We start from the raw sequence: 18,090 nt of genomic DNA, 5'->3' as shown, positions 1-18,090 counted from the left end.
TTCCTCAGGACTCCTGGTTGAGGGAGACGAGCACGTCGTCCCCTTCGATCTGTACGGGGTATACGGGGACGGGGCGCGTCGCGGGAAGGCCGGACGGCTTGCCGGTGCGGAGGTCGAACGCGGAGCCGTGCAGCCAGCACTCGATCTGACAGTCCTCCACCTCGCCCTCGGAGAGCGAGACGTTCGCGTGCGAGCAGATGTCGTTGATCGCGAACACCTCCCCCTGGGTCTTCACGACCGAGACCGGCGTGCCGTCGAGTTCCACCCGCTTCGGGGTGTCCTCCTCCAGCTCGCTCAGCCCACAGACGCGCACGAAGGTGCCGGGCATCAGAGCGACGCCTCCAGCTCCTCGTCGATCCTCACGAGAAGACGCTCCTGGATGTCGTCGACACCGATCTGCTGGACCAGTTCGGCGAAGAAGCCGCGGACCACCAGACGGCGGGCCTCGTCGGCCGGGATGCCGCGGGCCATCAGGTAGAAGAGCTGCTCGTCGTCGAAGCGGCCGGTCGCGGAGGCGTGGCCGGCGCCGACGATCTCACCGGTCTCGATCTCCAGGTTCGGCACGGAGTCGACGCGGGCGCCGTCGGTCAGAACCAGGTTGCGGTTCATCTCGTAGGTGTCCGTGCCCTCGGCCTTGGCCTCGATGAGGACGTCGCCGATCCAGACCGCGTGCGCCCCCTCGCCCTGCAGCGCGCCCTTGTACATGACGTTGGACTTGCAGTGCGGGGTGTTGTGGTCGACCAGGAGGCGGTGCTCCTGGTGCTGGCCGGCGTCCGTGAAGTACAGACCGAAGAGCTCGGCCTCGCCGCCGGTGCCCGCGTAGGTGACGCGCGGGTGGAGGCGTACGACGTCGCCGCCGAAGGTGACCACGAACGACTTGAAGGTGGCGTCGCGGCCGATCAGCGCGTTGTGCTGGCCGACGTGGACCGCCTTGTCGTCCCAGTCCTGGACGGAGACGACGGTCAGCTTGGCACCGTCGCCGAGGACGTAGTCGACGTTGGCGGCGAGCACCGCGTCACCGGTGTGGTCGATGACGACGACGGCCTCGGCGAAGGCTCCCAGTTCGATGACCTGGTGGCCGTAGGCGACCCCGCCCTGGCCGTGCACGGCGATCCGGACGGGCTCGGTGAGCACCGTCTCCTTGGGGACGGTGATGACACCGGCCTTCTCGAACGCCGAGTACGCCTGGGCGGCGACGCGGTCCACCGGGGTGCCGGCCTTGCCGAGCCGCGCGTCGTCACGGGCGACGGTCTCGACGGTGACGCCCTCGGGGGCCTCGACGTCGATCCGTACGCCTTCGCCGGTCGCGACGGCGGTGCCGTCGTGCAGCCCGCGCAGGCGCTCCAGCGGGGTGAACCGCCACTCCTCCTCGCGGCCGTGGGGGACCGGGAAGTCCGCCACGTCGAAGGAGGGGGGCGCGCTCATGCGCGTGGCGACGGTCGACTCGGCGGCCACCGCGATCTGGCCCGCGGTGGTCGAGCCCACGGGGATATTCTGAGCCTCAGCCATGGCTGTCGGTCTGCTCGCTTTCTTACGTGAGTGGCTTGATGGATACGGCGGCGGCGCTCAGCCGACCGCGCCTTCCATCTGGAGCTCGATCAGCCGGTTGAGCTCGAGGGCGTACTCCATGGGCAGTTCCTTGGCGATCGGCTCGACGAAGCCGCGCACGATCATCGCCATCGCCTCGAACTCCGTCAGACCGCGGCTCATCAGGTAGAAGAGCTGGTCCTCGGAGACCTTGGAGACGGTCGCCTCGTGGCCCATGGACACGTCGTCCTCGCGGACGTCCACGTACGGGTACGTGTCGGAGCGGGAGATGGTGTCGACGAGCAGCGCGTCGCACAGCACGTTCGACTTCGAGCCGTGGGCGCCCTCGCCGATCTCGACGAGACCGCGGTAGGACGTACGGCCGCCACCGCGCGCCACGGACTTCGACACGATGTTCGAGGAGGTGTTCGGCGCCATGTGGACCATCTTGGAGCCGGCGTCCTGGTGCTGCCCCTCGCCCGCGAAGGCGATGGACAGGGTCTCGCCCTTGGCGTGCTCGCCCATCAGGTAGACGGCCGGGTACTTCATGGTGACCTTGGAGCCGATGTTGCCGTCGATCCACTCCATGGTCGCGCCCTCGTACGCCACGGCGCGCTTGGTGACCAGGTTGTAGACGTTGTTCGACCAGTTCTGGATGGTCGTGTAGCGGCAGCGGCCGCCCTTCTTCACGATGATCTCGACCACCGCGGAGTGCAGGGAGTCCGAGGAGTAGATCGGCGCCGTACAGCCCTCGACGTAGTGCACGTAGGCGCCCTCGTCGACGATGATCAGGGTCCGCTCGAACTGGCCCATGTTCTCCGTGTTGATACGGAAGTAGGCCTGGAGCGGAATCTCGACGTGCACACCCTTCGGCACGTAGATGAACGAGCCGCCGGACCACACCGCGGAGTTCAGCGACGCGAACTTGTTGTCGCCCACCGGGATGACGGTGCCGAAGTACTCCTTGAAGAGCTCCGGGTGCTCCTTGAGCGCCGTGTCGGTGTCCATGAAGATGACACCCTGCGCCTCGAGCTCTTCGTTGATCTGGTGGTAGACGACCTCGGACTCGTACTGGGCCGCGACACCGGCGACGAGGCGCTGCTTCTCCGCCTCCGGGATGCCGAGCTTGTCGTACGTGTTCTTGATGTCCTCGGGCAGGTCCTCCCAGGACTCCGCCTGCTTCTCCGTGGAGCGCACGAAGTACTTGATGTTGTCGAAGTCGATGCCCGACAGGTCGGAACCCCAGTTGGGCATGGGCTTCTTCTCGAAGAGGCGCAGGCCCTTGAGGCGGAGCTTGGTCATCCACTCCGGCTCGCTCTTCTTGCCGGAGATGTCGCGGACGACGTCCTCGTTGATGCCGCGCTTGGCAGAGGCGCCGGCCGTGTCGGAGTCGGCCCAGCCGTATTCGTACTTGCCCAGGCCCTCGAGTTCGGGGTGAGCAGTCTCCGTGGGGAGCGTCATGCGGGGTTCCTCCCGGCCGTGCTTGCAGATGCGTTATGAGTGGTTTGCGAAATCTTGGGGATGAACGTCGTGCACACCCCGTCGCCGTGGGCGATGGTGGCCAGCCGCTGGACATGCGTGCCGAGCAGCTGGGAGAAGAACTCCGTCTCCGCCTCGCACAGCTGCGGGAACCGCTCGGCGACATGCGCGACCGGGCAGTGGTGCTGGCAGAGCTGCTCGCCGACCGGTGCGCTGCGCGCCGTGGCAGCGTACCCGTCGGCACTCAGTGCCTTGGCCAGCGCTTCCGTGCGCTCCTCGGGGGTCGCGGCCTCGACGGCCTCGCGATACGCCCCGGCCTGCGCGGCGATCCGGGCGCGGGCGAAGGAGAGGATCGCCTCGTCGCCGCCCTCGCGCTCGGCGATCCAGCGCAGGGCGTCCTCGGCGAGCTTGTCGTAGGACTGGTCGAAGGCGTCCCGGCCGCAGTCGGTCAGGGCGAACACCTTGGCGGGGCGGCCGCGCGTACGCGCTCCGTAGACCCGCTGCTCACGTGCTTCCACGACGTCGTCGGCGACCAGCGCGTCGAGATGACGGCGTACGGCGGCCTGGGTCAGCCCCAGTCGGCCCGCCAGGTCGGCGACGGTCGACGGGCCGTGGTCCAGGATGGACCGCGCGACCCGGTTGCGCGTCGAGCGCTCACCGGTCGCGAGTTCCTCCTGCGGGGCCCCCGCGGGGGTCTCCCGAGCCTCGCCAACGTTTTTCACAACACCATTGTTGCGTAATTCCTCAGGGCCTGACAAGCCGCCCCCCTCCGGGCGGGTGGTGCGCTGCATCACTTAGGTGTACCTAACGTGACCTGGGCGAACGATCTTTGATCGATCAATTCGCTGGCGTCCGGACCCTCTCTCGGGGAGACTGCCGAACCATGTCGACACCCCCTCCGACCGGCCCACTCGTCACCCGGGACACCCTCGCCGGGGACCTGCGCGCCCTGGGCGTACGGCCGGGAGAAACGCTTCTCGCGCACTCCTCGCTCAGCGCCCTCGGGTGGGTCAACGGCGGCCCCGTGACCGTCGTGCAAGGACTGCTCGACGCCCTGGGCCCGGAGGGCACCCTGGTGGTCCCGACGCAGTCCGGCGACCTCTCCGACCCCGCGCTGTGGAGCCGTCCGCCGGTTCCCGAGGAGTGGTGGCCGACCATTCGGGCGACCATGCCCGCCTACGACCCCCGCGTGACACCCTCCCGCGGGGTCGGCGTGATACCCGAGACCGTCCGCAACTGGCCCGGCGCCCTGCGCAGCGCGCACCCGGAGACCTCGTTCGCGGCGGTGGGCCCGGGGGCGGCGGCGGTCGTCGACGGACACGCGCCCGACTGCCGGCTCGGTGAGCGCAGCCCGCTGGCCCGTCTGGAGGCCGGCGGCGCCCGCGTCCTGCTGCTCGGCGCGGGCTACGGCACGTGCACCAGCTTCCACCTGGCCGAATACCGCATCCCCTCACCCGTCGTGGAGGTCGGACGGCCGTCGCCCACGGGCTGGGAGAAAGTGCGGGAGGTGTCGATCACCTCCGAGCTGTTCGAGGAGCTGGGCTCCGACTTCGAACGGGACCGTCCCGTCGTACGGGGCACCGTGGGCGCGGCCGGGGCGCGGCTCTTCCCGGTGGCCGACGCGGTGGCGTACGCCGAGCGGTGGCTGCCGCTGCACCGGCCACGGGACCTGTACGTGGATGTCGCCCCCGGCGGTTCCGGGCCGCGCGGACGTCCCTAGACTTGCTCCTCATGCGAAGCGAGCCCGTGGTCCAGGTCCAGGCCCTGGTGAAGCGGTACGGCACGAAGACCGCGGTGGACGGCCTCGACCTGGTGGCCACGGCGGGCATCACCGCCGTACTCGGACCCAACGGCGCGGGCAAGACGACCACGGTCGAGACCTGCGAGGGGTACCGCAAGCCGGACTCCGGCACGGTGCGCGTCCTGGGTCTCGACCCGGCGAGACAGTCCGGCGAGCTGCACTCCCGTATCGGCGTGATGCTCCAGTCCGGCGGCGTCTACTCGGGCGCCCGCGCCGACGAGATGCTCCGCCACGTCGCGAAGCTGCACGCCCACCCCCTGGACGTGGACGCGCTCATCGAGCGGCTCGGCCTGGAGGGCTGCGGCCGGACGACGTACCGGCGGCTGTCGGGCGGCCAGCAGCAGCGCCTGGCGCTCGCCATGGCGGTCGTCGGGCGCCCCGAGCTGGTCTTCCTGGACGAGCCGACCGCCGGTCTCGACCCACAGGCCCGCCGCGCCACCTGGGACCTGGTCCGCGACCTGCGGTCCGACGGTGTCTCCGTGATCCTCACCACGCACCACATGGACGAGGCCGAGCAGCTCGCCGACGATGTCGCGATCATCGACGCGGGCCGGGTCGTCGCCCAGGGCTCCCCCGAGGAGCTGTGCCGCGGCGGCGCCGAGAACACCCTGCGCTTCACCGGCCGCCCCGGGCTCGACGTGGGCTCACTGCTGAAGGCCCTCCCCGCGGACTGCACGGCGGCCGAGCTGACACCGGGGGCCTACCGGATCGGCGGCAAGGTCGACCCGCAGCTGCTGGCGACCGTGACGTCCTGGTGCGCCCAGCACGGTGTGATGCCGGAGAAGATCTCGGTCGAACGCCACACCCTCGAAGACGTCTTCCTGGAACTGACCGGCAAGGAGCTGCGCTCATGAGCCGGACCCAGCTTGAAACCGACCGGCGAGGAGCTGTGTCCGTGACCACCGCCGGTACGTACACCCCGAGGCCGGGCGCCGCCCCGCTGCCGCGCATGATCGGCGCGCAGACGGCGCTGGAGACGAGGATGCTGCTGCGCAACGGCGAGCAGCTCCTCCTCACGGTCGTCATCCCGACGCTGCTGCTCGTCCTGTTCAGCTCGGTCGACATCATCGACACCGGCGCGGGCGAGGCGGTCGACTTCCTGGCGCCGGGCATCCTGGCGCTCGCCGTGATGTCGACGGCGTTCACCGGCCAGGCCATCGCCACGGGCTTCGAGCGCCGGTACGGCGTCCTGAAGCGGCTGGCCGCCTCGCCGCTCCCCCGCTGGGGCCTGATGACCGCGAAGACGGCGTCGGTCCTGGTCACCGAGATCCTTCAGGTGATCCTGCTCACCGTGATCGCCTTCGCGCTGGGCTGGTCGCCGCACGGCAACCCGCTCTCCGTCCTGTTCCTGCTGGTCCTCGGCACGGCGGCCTTCTCCGGACTCGGCCTGCTCATGGCGGGCACGCTCAAGGCCGAGGCGACGCTGGCCGCCGCCAACCTCGTCTTCCTGCTGTTCCTGGTCGGCGGCGGGGTGATCGTGCCGCTGGACAAGTTCCCCGCCGGCGCCCAGGACGTGCTCGGCCTGCTGCCCATCTCGGCGCTGTCCGACGGGCTGCGGGACGTGCTCCAGCACGGCGCCGGGACGCCCTGGGCCGACCTGGGGATCCTGGCCGTCTGGGCGGTCGTGGGGCTCGGCGCGGCCGGACGGTTCTTCCGCTGGGAATGACCGGGTGGTCCGCCCCGGGGCCCACCCTCGTGAAAGCGTGCACAAGCGGCCCCCTACGATGGTGCGCGTGCCGAACCTGACCCGAGCCGACGCCCTCAGCGCGGTGCGCAACCCGCTCGCCTTCATCGCCGAACGCTGGACCCCGACCTCCCGGACGGTTCAGCGCGCGGCTCTCTCCGCGCTCGTCATGGCGGTCGTCATCGTGGTCACCGGCGGTGCCGTGCGGCTCACCGGCTCCGGCCTCGGCTGCCCGACCTGGCCCAAGTGCACCGACGACTCGCTCACGGCGACGAGCGCGATGGGCCTGCACGGCGCCATCGAGTTCGGCAACCGCATGCTGACGTACGTGCTGTGCGCCGCCGTCGGATGGGCGATCATCGCGGCGCGCTCGCAGAAGCCGTGGCGGCGGAGCCTCACCCGGCTCGGCTGGGCGCAGTTCTGGATCGTCATGAGCAACGCGATCCTCGGCGGAATCGTCGTCCTGGTCGGCCTCAACCCCTACACGGTCGCCGCCCACTTCCTGCTCTCCACCGCGCTCATCACCGTCGCCGCGTTCATGTGGCAGCGCACCCGTGAGGGCGACGCGGCGGCGCGTCCGCTCGTCGGCAAGTCGGTGCAGCAGCTCGTGTGGTTCCTGGTCGTCGCCGCCGTCCTGCTGATCGCGGCCGGCACGGTCGTCACCGGTGCCGGCCCGCACGCGGGTGACTCCAGCAAGGTCGACCGCATCCCCATCAGCTGGGAGACCGTCGCCAAGCTGCACGCCGTGCTGGCCTGGATCGTCGTCACGCTGACCTTCGCCCTGTGGTTCGTCCTCAAGGCGGTCGACGCTCCCCCGGGGCCCCTGCGGCGCACCCGCGACCTGTTCCTGATCCTCCTGTCCCAGGGCGTCATCGGCTACGTCCAGTACTTCACCAACCTGCCCGAGGCCCTGGTCGCCCTGCACATGCTCGGCTCCTGCCTGGTGTGGATCGGGGTACTGCGCGTCCTGCTGGCCCTGCGCGAACGCCCGGAGACCGCGACGGCCCTGCCGGACCCCGCGGCACAATCGGCGCTCACACGCGCGTAGCCCCTCCGCGCGCCCGTACTTCGGCCACCGGCACCTTCACGCGCGCGTGGACCCCTCGTACGCGGTCACCAGGCCGTCGATCGCGGGGCCGAGGAAGTCTCTCGTCAGCTCGGCCCGGCGCCGCGCCCACTCGCGGGTGGGCGGCGCGGCATCTCCGTAGCGCCGGCTCCTGATGTCGTCGACGACCTCCGCGGGAGCCCCGAACCCGGGGAGCAGGCCGAGGGCCTCCCCCTTGGAGATCAGCCGCCCGTCCCGCAGCGTCACCGTCGCCCGGGCGAAGGTGACCGTGCCCAGGTCGACCCACACGTCCTGGGTCCACAGCCCGGCCTTGTCCACCGCGGGGCGCCAGAACTCCTTCTGGTCCCGGACGACGAAGGCGCGCAGTTCCCCCTCCGGGACCGGCGGCAGCAGGTCCGCCGGGGGTACGCCGTGCAGGACGTGTCCGAAGGCGTGCAGCTCACGGCGGGTGACCGGGGTGACCGGCCGTCGCATCGGACCGTTGTGGGCCCAGGTGATGTACGACCGCCGGGCGCCGGCCGCCGTCCCGGGCGTGAGGTAGCTGCAGTGCAGCCGCGCGGCCAGTGGCTCCTCGGTGCGCAGCCGCCGGTGCAGACGGATCAGTGCGCGTACGGTGCCGAACCGGACGGGGTCCTCCAGTACCGCGATCAGGTCGAGGTCGCTGCGCCCCTCCTGGTAGTCGCCGCCGGCCAGCGACCCGTGTGCCCACACGGCGACCGGGTCGAGGGCGCGCAGACCGGTGAGGAAGCGGTCGAGCAGCCGGGCGGTGGCTTCGTCGGTCATCAGGACAGTCTGAGGCCGCGCGGCACTCCGGTGAAGGGCACGTGACCGTATCCGGCGATGGCGCCCGCCGGGCTCACTCCACCGCGTACACCCGCCGCGCGTTCCCCGCCGCGATCAGGGCGGCCACTCGCTGGGCGTCGGCCAGGGACCAGGCGCCTTCGGTGACCCAGTTGCCGAGTACCCGTGCGAGTGCCTCGCGGAAGAGGTGTGCTCCGATCACATGGAGTTCGGGCAGGCTGTGTGCTCCGCTGGAGAAGAGGAGCTTGCCGAAGGGGGCCAGTTCCAGGATCTCGGCGAGGACGGCCGCCGCACGGGCGCCGGTGCGGACGAGGGCGGCGCCCAGGTCGGCGTACACATGCGGGAAGACCCCGGCGAGGTGGGCCGCGTGCCGGTGGTAGGGGTAGCCGTGCAGCAGGACCAGGTCGGTGCCGAGACCGGCCGTGGCGCGGGCGAAGTCGGTGAGCAGCGCGGGGTCGGTGCGGTCGATGCGCATCCCGGGCTCGCCGAGTCCGGCGTGCAGTTGCAGGGGCAGGCCCGACGCGACCGCGATCCACAGCAGATGGCGGAGCAGGACGGGGTCGGTGAGCGTGCCGCCCACCCGGCGGCCCGCGAGCCAGCGCCCCGCCGCGCCCCGTACCTCTCCGGGTCCCGGCGGTTCGGGCGCCAGCGCCGGACCGTGCCGCACGCCCGCCACGGAGGTGAAGGCCACGGCGTTCGCGGCGGCTCCGTGGACGGACTCGGCGAGATTGGCGAGAAAGGACTCGACGGTTCCGGAGGTGTCGGCGACCTGTTCGGCGAGCAGTTCCAGACGGACGATCTCGTGCGCCCTGGCGGCTCCCGTGGAGGCCATCTCGCCCGGTCCGGTCAGATCGCCGGGCAGCCCGGTGTCGACGAGATACGTGGTGATACCGCTGCCGCGCAGCAGTCTGCGGCCCGATTCCAGTACGCCGAGTTCGCGGCGCCGGGCCAGATAGCGGGCCGGCGTGCAGTGCGGTTCGAGCCCGAGCAGGGGCGGGCACCAGCGTCGTACGGCGAACCCGGTCTGGGTGTCGAAGAACGTGGTGCCCGCGGCCGGCGGCCCCTCGGTCCTGGCGAGGTGGGTCTCGAACGTGCCGAGACCCAGCTCCGTCCGCAGTACGCCGTGGCAGTACTGGTCCACCAGGGACGGCGTTTCGATCATCCGGACTCCCCGTGAATGGACCGTTGCTCTCCAGGTCCTAACGGCTGAGCCGGGTGTCAGGTGTTGGTCGCGCACACCCCGTGCGAACAGCCGACGATTGTCGGCCGTCCGTGCGACGGGTGATCCGTCAGCCGTTGGCGGGGCCACCGAGCTGGATGCCGGCCATGCGCTTCCACTCGTAAGGACCGGTCTTGACCTTGGCCGCGAACTCTCCGTCGAAGGCCTCGTGGACGGTGATCCCGGCCTTCTTCACGGCGTCCTCGGCGATCTCGTAGCTCGTCGCGACGAGGTCGCCCCAGCCGCCGTCCTCGCCGACGAGCACGATGCGGGCGCCGCGCTGTCCGATGTACGCGACCTGCGCCTCGGCCCCGCCGTGCGCCTTGGAGAAGGCCGCGATCCGGTGCGCGAGCTTGGCGGCGGCACGCTCGGCCCTGGGGTCCTGGACGGTGCCGGGGGTCTCGTCGATCTGCTGGGTGTCTGCCATGGCCAGGATGCTACCGACGGGTAGATCAGACGGCGACGGGAGGGGTGCGTGGCCTTGGCCACGCGCTCCCGCGCCCGGCGGTCTCAGCGGAGGAAGGGGTCCACCGCGACGGCCACGAAGAGGATCGACACGTAGGTGATCGACCAGTGGAACAGCCGCATCTCCTTGAGCTTGCCGCCGGTCACCTCGGCCTTGGCGCGGTTCTGCAGACCGTGCGCCTCCCACAGCCAGAACCCGCCCGCGCCGAGCGCGACCACGGTGTAGAACCAGCCCGTGTACCCGAGCGGGGTGAGCAGCAGCGAGACCGCGACCATCACCCAGCTGTAGATGACGATCTGGCGGGCGACCACCTTGTTGCTCGCGACCACCGGCAGCATCGGCACGCCCACGCGCGCGTAGTCGTCCCGCACCTTCATGGACAGCGGCCAGTAGTGCGGCGGCGTCCAGAAGAACATGACGAGGAAGAGGATGGCCGGCGCCCACGACAGGGAGTCCGTGACGGACGACCAGCCGATGAGCACGGGCAGGCAGCCGGCGATGCCGCCCCACACGATGTTCTGCGAGGTACGGCGTTTGAGGATCATCGTGTAGACGACGACGTAGAAGAGGAGCGCTCCGAGCGACAGCCAGGCGGACAGCCAGTTGACGGTCAGACCGAACAGCAGCGTCGACACGACGGCCAGCGCGATGCCGAACGCGAGGCACTCACGCGGGCTGACCATGCCGGTGACGAGCGGCCGCTGCGAGGTGCGCTCCATGAGGGCGTCGATATCGCGGTCGATGTACATGTTCAGCGCGTTGGCGCCGCCCGCGGACAGGAAGCCGCCGAGGCAGGTGAGGAGCACCAGCTTCAGGTCGGGCACGCCCTGCTGGGCAAGGAACATCACCGGAACGGTGGTGATCAGCAGCAGTTCGATGATCCGCGGCTTGGTCAGCGCCACGAACGCTTTCAGACGGGCCCCGAACGGCCGCTGGCCCCGACTGCTGCTCGTCCCGAGAACACCGGCAGGACGGGATTCGACGGCCGTCACGCACACCCCTGACAGAGACATCCCAGCGAGCCCAGGGGTGAATTCCCCGCAAAGGCTCACGCGTACCACGCCACTGTAGACGTTGCCCAGACCCCGGCATTCGCGGGGGTGTGCTCGTGTTGAGGAGTACCGCTGGAAGAGCTGATCGACACTCGATTGAGCACTCGGACGAGCGGCTCCGTATTCACGTGTCGAACACGGAACGCCCCAGTCGGGAGGCGGATCCCGATGAGTCCCGGCAGTCTGGAATGACTCGAAAAGACGCGCGTACTCACGGGGGTAGGCTCGACAACGGCCGGGGCGCCCAGTGCACCGGCATTTCGACATGTGTGACATGTGGAGAGGAGCCCTGACCCAGGGTGAGCACCAAGCCGACCACCACAGACCTCGAGTGGACCGAGCTGGACCAGCGGGCGGTCGACACCGCCCGCGTCCTGGCCGCCGATGCCGTACAGAAGGTCGGCAACGGCCATCCCGGTACGGCCATGAGCCTGGCGCCCGCCGCCTACACCCTCTTCCAGAAGGTGATGCGGCACGACCCGGCGGACCCCGACTGGGTTGGACGCGACCGCTTCGTGCTGTCCGCCGGCCATTCGTCCCTGACCCTCTACACCCAGCTCTACCTGGCCGGGTTCGGCCTGGAGCTGGAGGACCTCGAGTCCTTCCGGACCTGGGGCAGCAGGACCCCCGGGCACCCCGAGTACGGCCACACGCCGGGCGTGGAGACCACGACCGGTCCGCTCGGCCAGGGTGTCGCCAACGCGGTGGGCATGGCGATGGCCGCCCGCTACGAGCGCGGACTGTTCGACCCGGACGCGCCGCAGGGCGAGTCCCCGTTCGACCACTTCATCTACGCGATCGCCGGTGACGGCTGTCTCCAGGAGGGCATCTCCTCGGAGGCCTCCTCCATGGCCGGACACCAGAAGCTCGGCAACCTCGTCCTGCTGTGGGACGACAACCACATCTCGATCGAGGGCGACACCGAGACCGCGGTCTCCGAGGACACGGTCAAGCGCTACGAGGCGTACGGCTGGCATGTGCAGCGCGTCGCCCCGAAGCCCGACGGCGACCTCGACCCGCACGCCGTCTACAACGCCATCGAGGCCGCGAAGAAGGTGACGGACAAGCCGTCGTTCATCGCGATGCGCTCGATCATCGCCTGGCCCGCCCCGAACGCGCAGAACACCGAGGCCGCACACGGCTCGGCGCTCGGCGACGACGAGGTCGCGGCCACCAAGCGCGTCCTCGGCTTCGACCCGGAGAAGTCCTTCGACGTCGCCGCCGAGGTTCTGGCCCACACCCGCCAGGCCCTGGACCGGGGCGCGCAGGCCAAGGCCGAGTGGGAGAAGGGCTACGCCGCCTGGCGTACCGCCAGCCCGGAGCGCGCGGCGGAGTACGACCGCATCGCCGCGACCGAGCTGCCGGCCGGCTGGGAGGAGAAGCTCCCCGCCTTCGAGGCGGGCACGGGTGTCGCCACCCGCGCCGCGTCCGGCAAGGTCCTCCAGGCCCTCGGCGCGGTCATCCCCGAGCTGTGGGGCGGCTCGGCCGACCTGGCCGGCTCGAACAACACCACGATCGACAAGAACAGCTCGTTCCTCCCGGCGGACAACCCGCTGGCGGAGGCCGACCCGTACGGCCGCACGATCCACTTCGGCATCCGCGAGCACTCCATGGCCGCGGAGATGAACGGCATCGCGCTGCACGGCAACACCCGTATCTACGGCGGCACCTTCCTGGTCTTCTCCGACTACATGCGCAACTCGGTCCGCCTGTCGGCCCTGATGCACCTGCCGGTGACGTACGTCTGGACGCACGACTCCGTCGGCCTCGGCGAGGACGGCCCGACGCACCAGCCGGTCGAGCACCTCGCCTCGCTGCGCGCCATCCCCGGCCTCAACGTCGTCCGTCCCGCGGACGCCAACGAGACGGCCATCGCCTGGCGCGAGATCCTCAAGCGCTACACCAAGGTGTACGGCAAGGGCGCCCCGCACGGTCTGGCGCTGACCCGTCAGGGCGTGCCGACGTACGAGGCCGACGAGAACGCCGCCAAGGGCGGATACGTGCTGTTCGAGGCCGAGGGCGGCACGCCCGAGGTCATCCTGATCGGCACCGGCTCCGAGGTGCACGTGGCCGTCGAGGCGCGTGAGCGGCTCCAGGCGGCGGGCATCCCCACGCGGGTCGTGTCCATGCCGTGCGTGGAGTGGTTCGACGAGCAGGACCAGGGGTACCGGGACAGCGTCCTGCCGCCGTCGGTGAAGGCCCGTGTCTCGGTCGAGGCCGGAATCGGTCTCACCTGGCACCGATTCGTCGGGGACGCCGGACGCATTGTTTCGCTGGAGCACTTCGGTGCTTCGGCCGACGGCAAGGTGCTCTTCCGCGAATTCGGTTTCACTGCCGAGAACGTCGCCGAAGTCGCCCGGGAATCGATCGCCGCAGCCCAGCGCTGACGCCGACATACGACACGTAGGAGATGCAATTTCCATGACAGACGCACTCAAGCGCCTCTCCGAGGAAGGCGTCGCGATCTGGCTGGACGACCTGTCGCGCAAGCGGATCACGTCCGGCAACCTTGCCGAGCTGATCGACCAGCAGCACGTCGTGGGCGTCACCACCAACCCGTCGATCTTCCAGAAGGCGATCAGCAGCGGAGACGGTTACGAGCAGCAGGTTTCCGAACTCGCCGCCCGCAAGGTCACCGTCGAGGAAGCCATCCGCATGATCACCACGGCGGACGTCCGCGACGCCGCCGACATCCTGCGCCCCGTCTTCGACGCGACCGGCGGCCAGGACGGCCGGGTCTCGATCGAGGTCGACCCGCGCCTGGCGCACAACACCCCCGCGACCGTCGCCGAGGCCAAGCAGCTGGCCTGGCTGGTGGACCGCCCCAACACCCTCATCAAGATCCCGGCCACCAAGGCGGGTCTGCCGGCGATCACCGAGGTCATCGGCCTCGGTATCAGCGTCAACGTCACGCTGATCTTCTCGCTGGAGCGCTACCGCGAGGTCATGGAGGCCTTCCTCCTCGGCCTGGAGAAGGCCAAGGAGCGCGGCCTGGACCTCTCGAAGATCCACTCCGTGGCGTCCTTCTTCGTGTCCCGCGTGGACACCGAGATCGACAAGCGGCTCGACGCCCTGGGCACCCCCGAGGCCAAGGCCGCCCGCGGCAAGGCGGGCGTCGCCAACGCCCGGCTCGCGTACGAGGCGTACGAGGCGGTCTTCTCCACCGACCGCTGGGCCGTCCTCGACCGGGCGCAGGCCAACAAGCAGCGTCCGCTGTGGGCCTCGACCGGCGTCAAGGACCCGGCGTACAAGGACACCCTGTACGTCGACGAGCTGGTCGCGCCGAACACGGTGAACACCATGCCGGAGGCCACTCTGGAGGCCACCGAGGACCACGGTCAGATCACCGGCAACACCATCGCCGGTACGTACGAGCAGTCCCGCGCCGAACTCGACGCCGTCGAGAAGCTCGGGATCGCCTACGCCGACGTGGTCCAGCTCCTTGAGGACGAGGGCGTCGAGAAGTTCGAGTCCGCCTGGAACGACCTGCTCAAGTCGACCGAGGCGGAGCTCCAGCGCCTCGCCCCTTCGGAGGGCTGAAATCTTGTCGAGCAGCAACCCGCTGCGTGACCCCGCAGACCGACGGCTCCCGCGTATCGCGGGGCCGTCGGGCCTGGTCATCTTCGGCGTCACGGGCGATTTGTCACGTAAAAAGCTGATGCCCGCGGTGTACGACCTAGCCAACCGCGGACTGCTGCCGCCGGGCTTCTCCCTCGTCGGGTTCGCCCGTCGCGAGTGGGCCCACGAGGACTTCGCCCAGGAGGTCCACGACGCGGTCAAGGAGCACGCCCGTACGCCCTTCCGCGAGGAGGTCTGGCAGCAGCTCGTCCAGGGCATGCGCTTCGTGCAGGGCACGTTCGACGACGACGACGCCTTCGACCGGCTGCGCTCCACGATCGACGAGCTGGACAAGGCCCAGGGCACGGGCGGCAACTTCGCCTTCTACCTGTCCGTGCCGCCGTCCGCCTTCCCGGTGGTCATCCAGCAGCTGAAGAAGCACAAGCTGGCGGACCAGTCGAACGGCTCCTGGCGCCGCGCCGTCATCGAGAAGCCCTTCGGCCACGACCTCAAGTCGGCCGAGGACCTCAACGCGATCGTGCACGAGGTCTTCGCCCCGGACCAGGTCTTCCGCATCGACCACTACCTGGGCAAGGAGACCGTCCAGAACATTCTGGCGCTCCGCTTCGCCAACACGATGTTCGAGCCGATCTGGAACCGGTCCTTCGTCGACCACGTCCAGATCACGATGGCCGAGGACATCGGCATCGGCGGCCGGGCCGGCTACTACGACGGTATCGGCGCCGCCCGTGACGTCATCCAGAACCACCTGCTCCAGCTGATGGCGCTGACCGCCATGGAGGAGCCCTCCTCCTTCGACGCGGACGCGCTCGCCGCGGAGAAGACCAAGGTGCTCGGCGCGACCAGGCTGCCCAAGGACCTGGGCAAGAGCACGGTCCGCGGCCAGTACGCGGCGGGGTGGCAGGGCGGCGAGAAGGTCGTCGGCTACCTCCAGGAAGACGGCATCGACCCCAAGTCGAAGACCGACACGTTCGCCGCGATCAAGGTGGAGGTGGACAACCGCCGCTGGGCGGGAGTCCCGTTCTACCTGCGCACCGGCAAGCGTCTGGGCCGCCGCGTCACCGAGATCGCGGTCGTCTTCCAGCGCGCCCCGCACTCCCCCTTCGACCACACGGCGACGGAGGAGCTGGGCCAGAACGCGATCGTCTTCCGCGTCCAGCCCGACGAGGGCGTCACGGTCCGCTTCGGCTCCAAGGTGCCCGGCACCTCGATGGAGATCCGGGACGTCTCGATGGACTTCGCGTACGGCGAGTCCTTCACGGAGTCGAGCCCGGAGGCGTACGAGCGGCTGATCCTCGACGTGCTGCTCGGTGACTCGAACCTCTTCCCGCGCACCGAGGAGGTCGAGCTGTCCTGGAAGATCCTCGACCCGATCGAGCGGTACTGGGACAAGCACGGCAAGCCCGCGCAGTACCCCTCGGGCACCTGGGGTCCCGTCGAGGCGGACGAAATGCTCGAGCGAGACGGACGGAGCTGGCGTCGCCCATGAAGACCGATCTCACGGACACCACGGCCAGCAAGGTCAACAAGGCGCTCGTCCAGGGCCGCCGCGCCATCGGCACCCCCGCCGTCGGCATGGTGCTCACCCTCGTCATCGTCACCGACGAGGAGAACGCCTACGACGCCCTGAAGGCCGCCAACGAGGCCTCGCGCGAGCACCCCTCGCGCACCCTCGTGGTCATCAAGCGCGTCTCCCGCTCGCCCCGCGACCGCACGAAGTCGCGGCTCGACGCCGAGGTACGGCTCGGGGCGGAGGCGGGCACCGGCGAGACGGTGGTGCTGCGCCTGTACGGCGAGGTGATCAACCACGCCCAGTCGGTCGTCCTGCCGCTGCTGCTGCCGGACGCGCCCGTCGTCGTCTGGTGGCCGGTGAACGCGCCGCTCGACCCGGCGAAGGACCCGCTCGGCTCGCTCGCCCAGCGCCGGGTGACCGACACCTACGCCGCCGAGGCTCCGGTACGGGAGCTCAACGCCCGCGCCGAGGCCTACACCCCCGGTGACACGGACCTCTCGTGGACCCGCATCACGCCCTGGCGTTCGATGCTGGCCGCGGCCCTGGACCAGGTCACCTGCGACGTGGACGCGGTCGAGGTGGAGGGCGAGGAGTTCAACCCGAGCTGCGAGCTGCTCGCGATGTGGCTCGCGGACCGGCTTGAGGTCCCCGTCAAGCGGTCGCTGTCCGCGGGCCCCGGCCTCACCGCGGTGCGGCTGGAGACGAGCTGCGGCCCGATCGTCCTGGACCGCGCCGACGGCACGCTCGCGACGCTGTCCATCCAGGGGCAGCCCGACCGCGCGGTGGCGCTCCAGCGCCGCGACACGGCCGAGCTGATGGCGGAGGAGCTGCGCCGCCTCGACCCGGACGACACCTACGCCTCGGCGCTGCGCTACGGGGTGGACCGGCTGAACGCGGGGGCGGACACCGCCGGGGGCGGGTCCTCGGGCGGTACCGCGACCGCCACGAAGGCGGCCCCGGCCGCCAAGGACTCCCCCGCCGGGGTGGCCGAGAAGGCGCTCGCCAAGAAGGCCGCGGCGGACCGGGCGGCCGCCGAGTGAACACTCCGCAGCTCGTCGTCCACCGCGACAAGGAACTGATGGCCCAGGCCGCGGCGGCGCGGCTGATCACGAAGATCGTGGACGCACAGGCCTCGCGCGGCTACGCCTCGATCGTGCTCACCGGCGGGCGCAACGGCAACGGGCTGCTCGCGGCGCTCGCGTCCGCGCCCGCCCGGGACGCCGTCGACTGGGCGCGTCTCGACCTGTGGTGGGGCGACGAGCGGTACCTCCCCGAGGGCGATCCCGAGCGCAATGACACGCAGGCCCGCGCGGCCCTGCTCGACGCGGTGCCGCTGGACCCGGCCCGGGTGCACTCGATGCCCGCCTCCGACGGTCCGTTTGGCGCCGACGTGGAGGCGGCGGCGGAGGCGTACGCGGCGGAGCTCGCGAAGGCCGCCGGGCCGGAGAACCACGGCTCGGTTCCGGCCTTCGACGTCCTCATGCTGGGCGTCGGCCCGGACACCCACGTGGCCTCGCTCTTCCCGGAGCTGCCCGCGGTGCGGGAGACGGAGCGGACGGTGGTCGGCGTGCACGGAGCGCCCAAGCCGCCGCCGACCCGGATCTCGCTGACCCTGCCCGCGATCCGCTCCGCCCGCGAGGTGTGGCTGCTCGCGGCCGGCGAGGACAAGGCGGAGGCTGCCGCCATCGCCCTGTCCGGCGCGGGTGAGATCCAGGCCCCGGCCGCGGGTGCCTACGGGCGCTCACGCACCCTGTGGCTCCTGGACACGGCAGCGGCGTCCCAACTGCCGCGGTCGCTCTATCCTCCGGCTTCCGCCTGAGAAGGGGCGGCAGGGCCATCCGCCCCTGCCGCCCCACCCTTCCCTCTGACCCCGTCGCCGCAGGTGGGAACGCGCCCCTGCCTC

The 18,090-nt window shown here is 70.4% G+C and carries 17 protein-coding genes; 9 read left to right on the top strand and 8 right to left on the bottom strand.

The window, feature by feature from the left end; all coding sequences use genetic code 11:
• Positions 1 to 4: 4 nt before the first annotated feature.
• Genes ACZ6KY_RS01965 through ACZ6KY_RS01950 form a run of 4 tightly spaced genes read right to left on the bottom strand, consistent with a single transcriptional unit; the run spans position 5 to position 3,728 of the window.
• Complete coding sequence (locus ACZ6KY_RS01965; RefSeq protein ID WP_469308338.1) at positions 5 to 328, bottom strand: bifunctional 3-phenylpropionate/cinnamic acid dioxygenase ferredoxin subunit; 324 nt, start codon at positions 326 to 328, stop codon at positions 5 to 7.
• Positions 328 to 1,509, bottom strand: coding sequence for a Fe-S cluster assembly protein SufD (gene sufD, locus ACZ6KY_RS01960; RefSeq protein ID WP_469308337.1), 1,182 nt, complete (start codon positions 1,507 to 1,509; stop codon positions 328 to 330). The genes ACZ6KY_RS01965 and sufD overlap by 1 nt, the downstream gene beginning before the upstream one ends.
• Before the next feature lie 57 nt (positions 1,510 to 1,566).
• The gene (gene sufB / locus ACZ6KY_RS01955) at positions 1,567 to 2,988 is read right to left on the bottom strand and encodes a Fe-S cluster assembly protein SufB (protein WP_469308336.1); all 1,422 of its coding nucleotides are present in this window, start codon (positions 2,986 to 2,988) and stop codon (positions 1,567 to 1,569) included.
• A complete protein-coding gene (locus tag ACZ6KY_RS01950) occupies positions 2,985 to 3,728 on the bottom strand; it encodes a helix-turn-helix transcriptional regulator (RefSeq protein ID WP_469308335.1) in 744 nt (247 codons plus the stop codon). The genes sufB and ACZ6KY_RS01950 overlap by 4 nt, the downstream gene beginning before the upstream one ends.
• A 161-nt stretch (positions 3,729 to 3,889) precedes the next feature.
• Between ACZ6KY_RS01950 and ACZ6KY_RS01945 the strand changes: the two genes are divergently transcribed.
• The 4 genes from ACZ6KY_RS01945 to ACZ6KY_RS01930 are packed head-to-tail and all read left to right on the top strand — an operon-like array spanning position 3,890 to position 7,539.
• Positions 3,890 to 4,726 carry an AAC(3) family N-acetyltransferase gene (locus ACZ6KY_RS01945; RefSeq protein ID WP_469308334.1) on the top strand — a complete coding sequence of 279 codons (837 nt, stop codon included), beginning with the start codon at positions 3,890 to 3,892 and terminating at the stop codon, positions 4,724 to 4,726.
• An 11-nt stretch (positions 4,727 to 4,737) separates the two neighbouring features.
• Positions 4,738 to 5,661, top strand: coding sequence for an ABC transporter ATP-binding protein (locus tag ACZ6KY_RS01940; protein ID WP_469308333.1), 924 nt, complete (start codon positions 4,738 to 4,740; stop codon positions 5,659 to 5,661).
• A complete protein-coding gene (locus tag ACZ6KY_RS01935) occupies positions 5,658 to 6,473 on the top strand; it encodes an ABC transporter permease (RefSeq protein ID WP_469308332.1) in 816 nt (271 codons plus the stop codon). The genes ACZ6KY_RS01940 and ACZ6KY_RS01935 overlap by 4 nt, the downstream gene beginning before the upstream one ends.
• Positions 6,474 to 6,531: 58 nt before the next feature.
• A complete protein-coding gene (locus ACZ6KY_RS01930) occupies positions 6,532 to 7,539 on the top strand; it encodes a COX15/CtaA family protein (RefSeq protein ID WP_469308331.1) in 1,008 nt (335 codons plus the stop codon).
• A 36-nt stretch (positions 7,540 to 7,575) separates the two neighbouring features.
• Here ACZ6KY_RS01930 and ACZ6KY_RS01925 read toward each other — a convergent pair whose 3' ends face one another.
• The 4 genes from ACZ6KY_RS01925 to ACZ6KY_RS01910 all read right to left on the bottom strand — a co-directional run bounded on the left by ACZ6KY_RS01925 (position 7,576) and on the right by ACZ6KY_RS01910 (position 11,041).
• Entirely contained in the window at positions 7,576 to 8,340 is a 765-nt protein-coding gene (locus ACZ6KY_RS01925) for a nucleotidyltransferase domain-containing protein (protein ID WP_469308330.1), read from the bottom strand.
• Between the two features lie 73 nt (positions 8,341 to 8,413).
• Positions 8,414 to 9,520 carry an amidohydrolase family protein gene (locus tag ACZ6KY_RS01920; RefSeq protein ID WP_469308329.1) on the bottom strand — a complete coding sequence of 369 codons (1,107 nt, stop codon included), beginning with the start codon at positions 9,518 to 9,520 and terminating at the stop codon, positions 8,414 to 8,416.
• Between the two features lie 127 nt (positions 9,521 to 9,647).
• Positions 9,648 to 10,004 (bottom strand): hypothetical protein, encoded by a 357-nt coding sequence (locus ACZ6KY_RS01915; protein ID WP_469308328.1) that lies wholly within the window; start codon positions 10,002 to 10,004, stop codon positions 9,648 to 9,650.
• A gap of 83 nt (positions 10,005 to 10,087) precedes the next feature.
• The gene (locus tag ACZ6KY_RS01910; RefSeq protein WP_469308499.1) at positions 10,088 to 11,041 is read right to left on the bottom strand and encodes a heme o synthase; all 954 of its coding nucleotides are present in this window, start codon (positions 11,039 to 11,041) and stop codon (positions 10,088 to 10,090) included.
• 353 nt (positions 11,042 to 11,394) lie between these two features.
• Between ACZ6KY_RS01910 and tkt the strand changes: the two genes are divergently transcribed.
• The 5 genes from tkt to pgl are packed head-to-tail and all read left to right on the top strand — an operon-like array spanning position 11,395 to position 18,006.
• Positions 11,395 to 13,482 carry a transketolase gene (gene tkt, locus ACZ6KY_RS01905; RefSeq protein ID WP_469308327.1) on the top strand — a complete coding sequence of 696 codons (2,088 nt, stop codon included), beginning with the start codon at positions 11,395 to 11,397 and terminating at the stop codon, positions 13,480 to 13,482.
• Positions 13,483 to 13,516: 34 nt separating this feature from the next.
• Entirely contained in the window at positions 13,517 to 14,635 is a 1,119-nt protein-coding gene (tal, locus tag ACZ6KY_RS01900; protein WP_469308326.1) for a transaldolase, read from the top strand.
• A gap of 1 nt (position 14,636) precedes the next feature.
• Entirely contained in the window at positions 14,637 to 16,163 is a 1,527-nt protein-coding gene (gene zwf, locus ACZ6KY_RS01895; RefSeq protein WP_469308498.1) for a glucose-6-phosphate dehydrogenase, read from the top strand.
• Positions 16,160 to 17,227 (top strand): glucose-6-phosphate dehydrogenase assembly protein OpcA, encoded by a 1,068-nt coding sequence (gene opcA / locus ACZ6KY_RS01890; RefSeq protein WP_469308325.1) that lies wholly within the window; start codon positions 16,160 to 16,162, stop codon positions 17,225 to 17,227. The genes zwf and opcA overlap by 4 nt, the downstream gene beginning before the upstream one ends.
• Positions 17,224 to 18,006, top strand: coding sequence for a 6-phosphogluconolactonase (gene pgl, locus ACZ6KY_RS01885; RefSeq protein ID WP_469308324.1), 783 nt, complete (start codon positions 17,224 to 17,226; stop codon positions 18,004 to 18,006). The genes opcA and pgl overlap by 4 nt, the downstream gene beginning before the upstream one ends.
• Positions 18,007 to 18,090: the final 84 nt, after the last annotated feature.

The sequence above is a fragment of the Streptomyces sp. NPDC042002 genome (assembly GCF_055588305.1).
The sequence above is the reverse complement of the archived record's forward strand: the minus strand, read 5'-3'. Positions and strand labels throughout refer to the sequence as shown.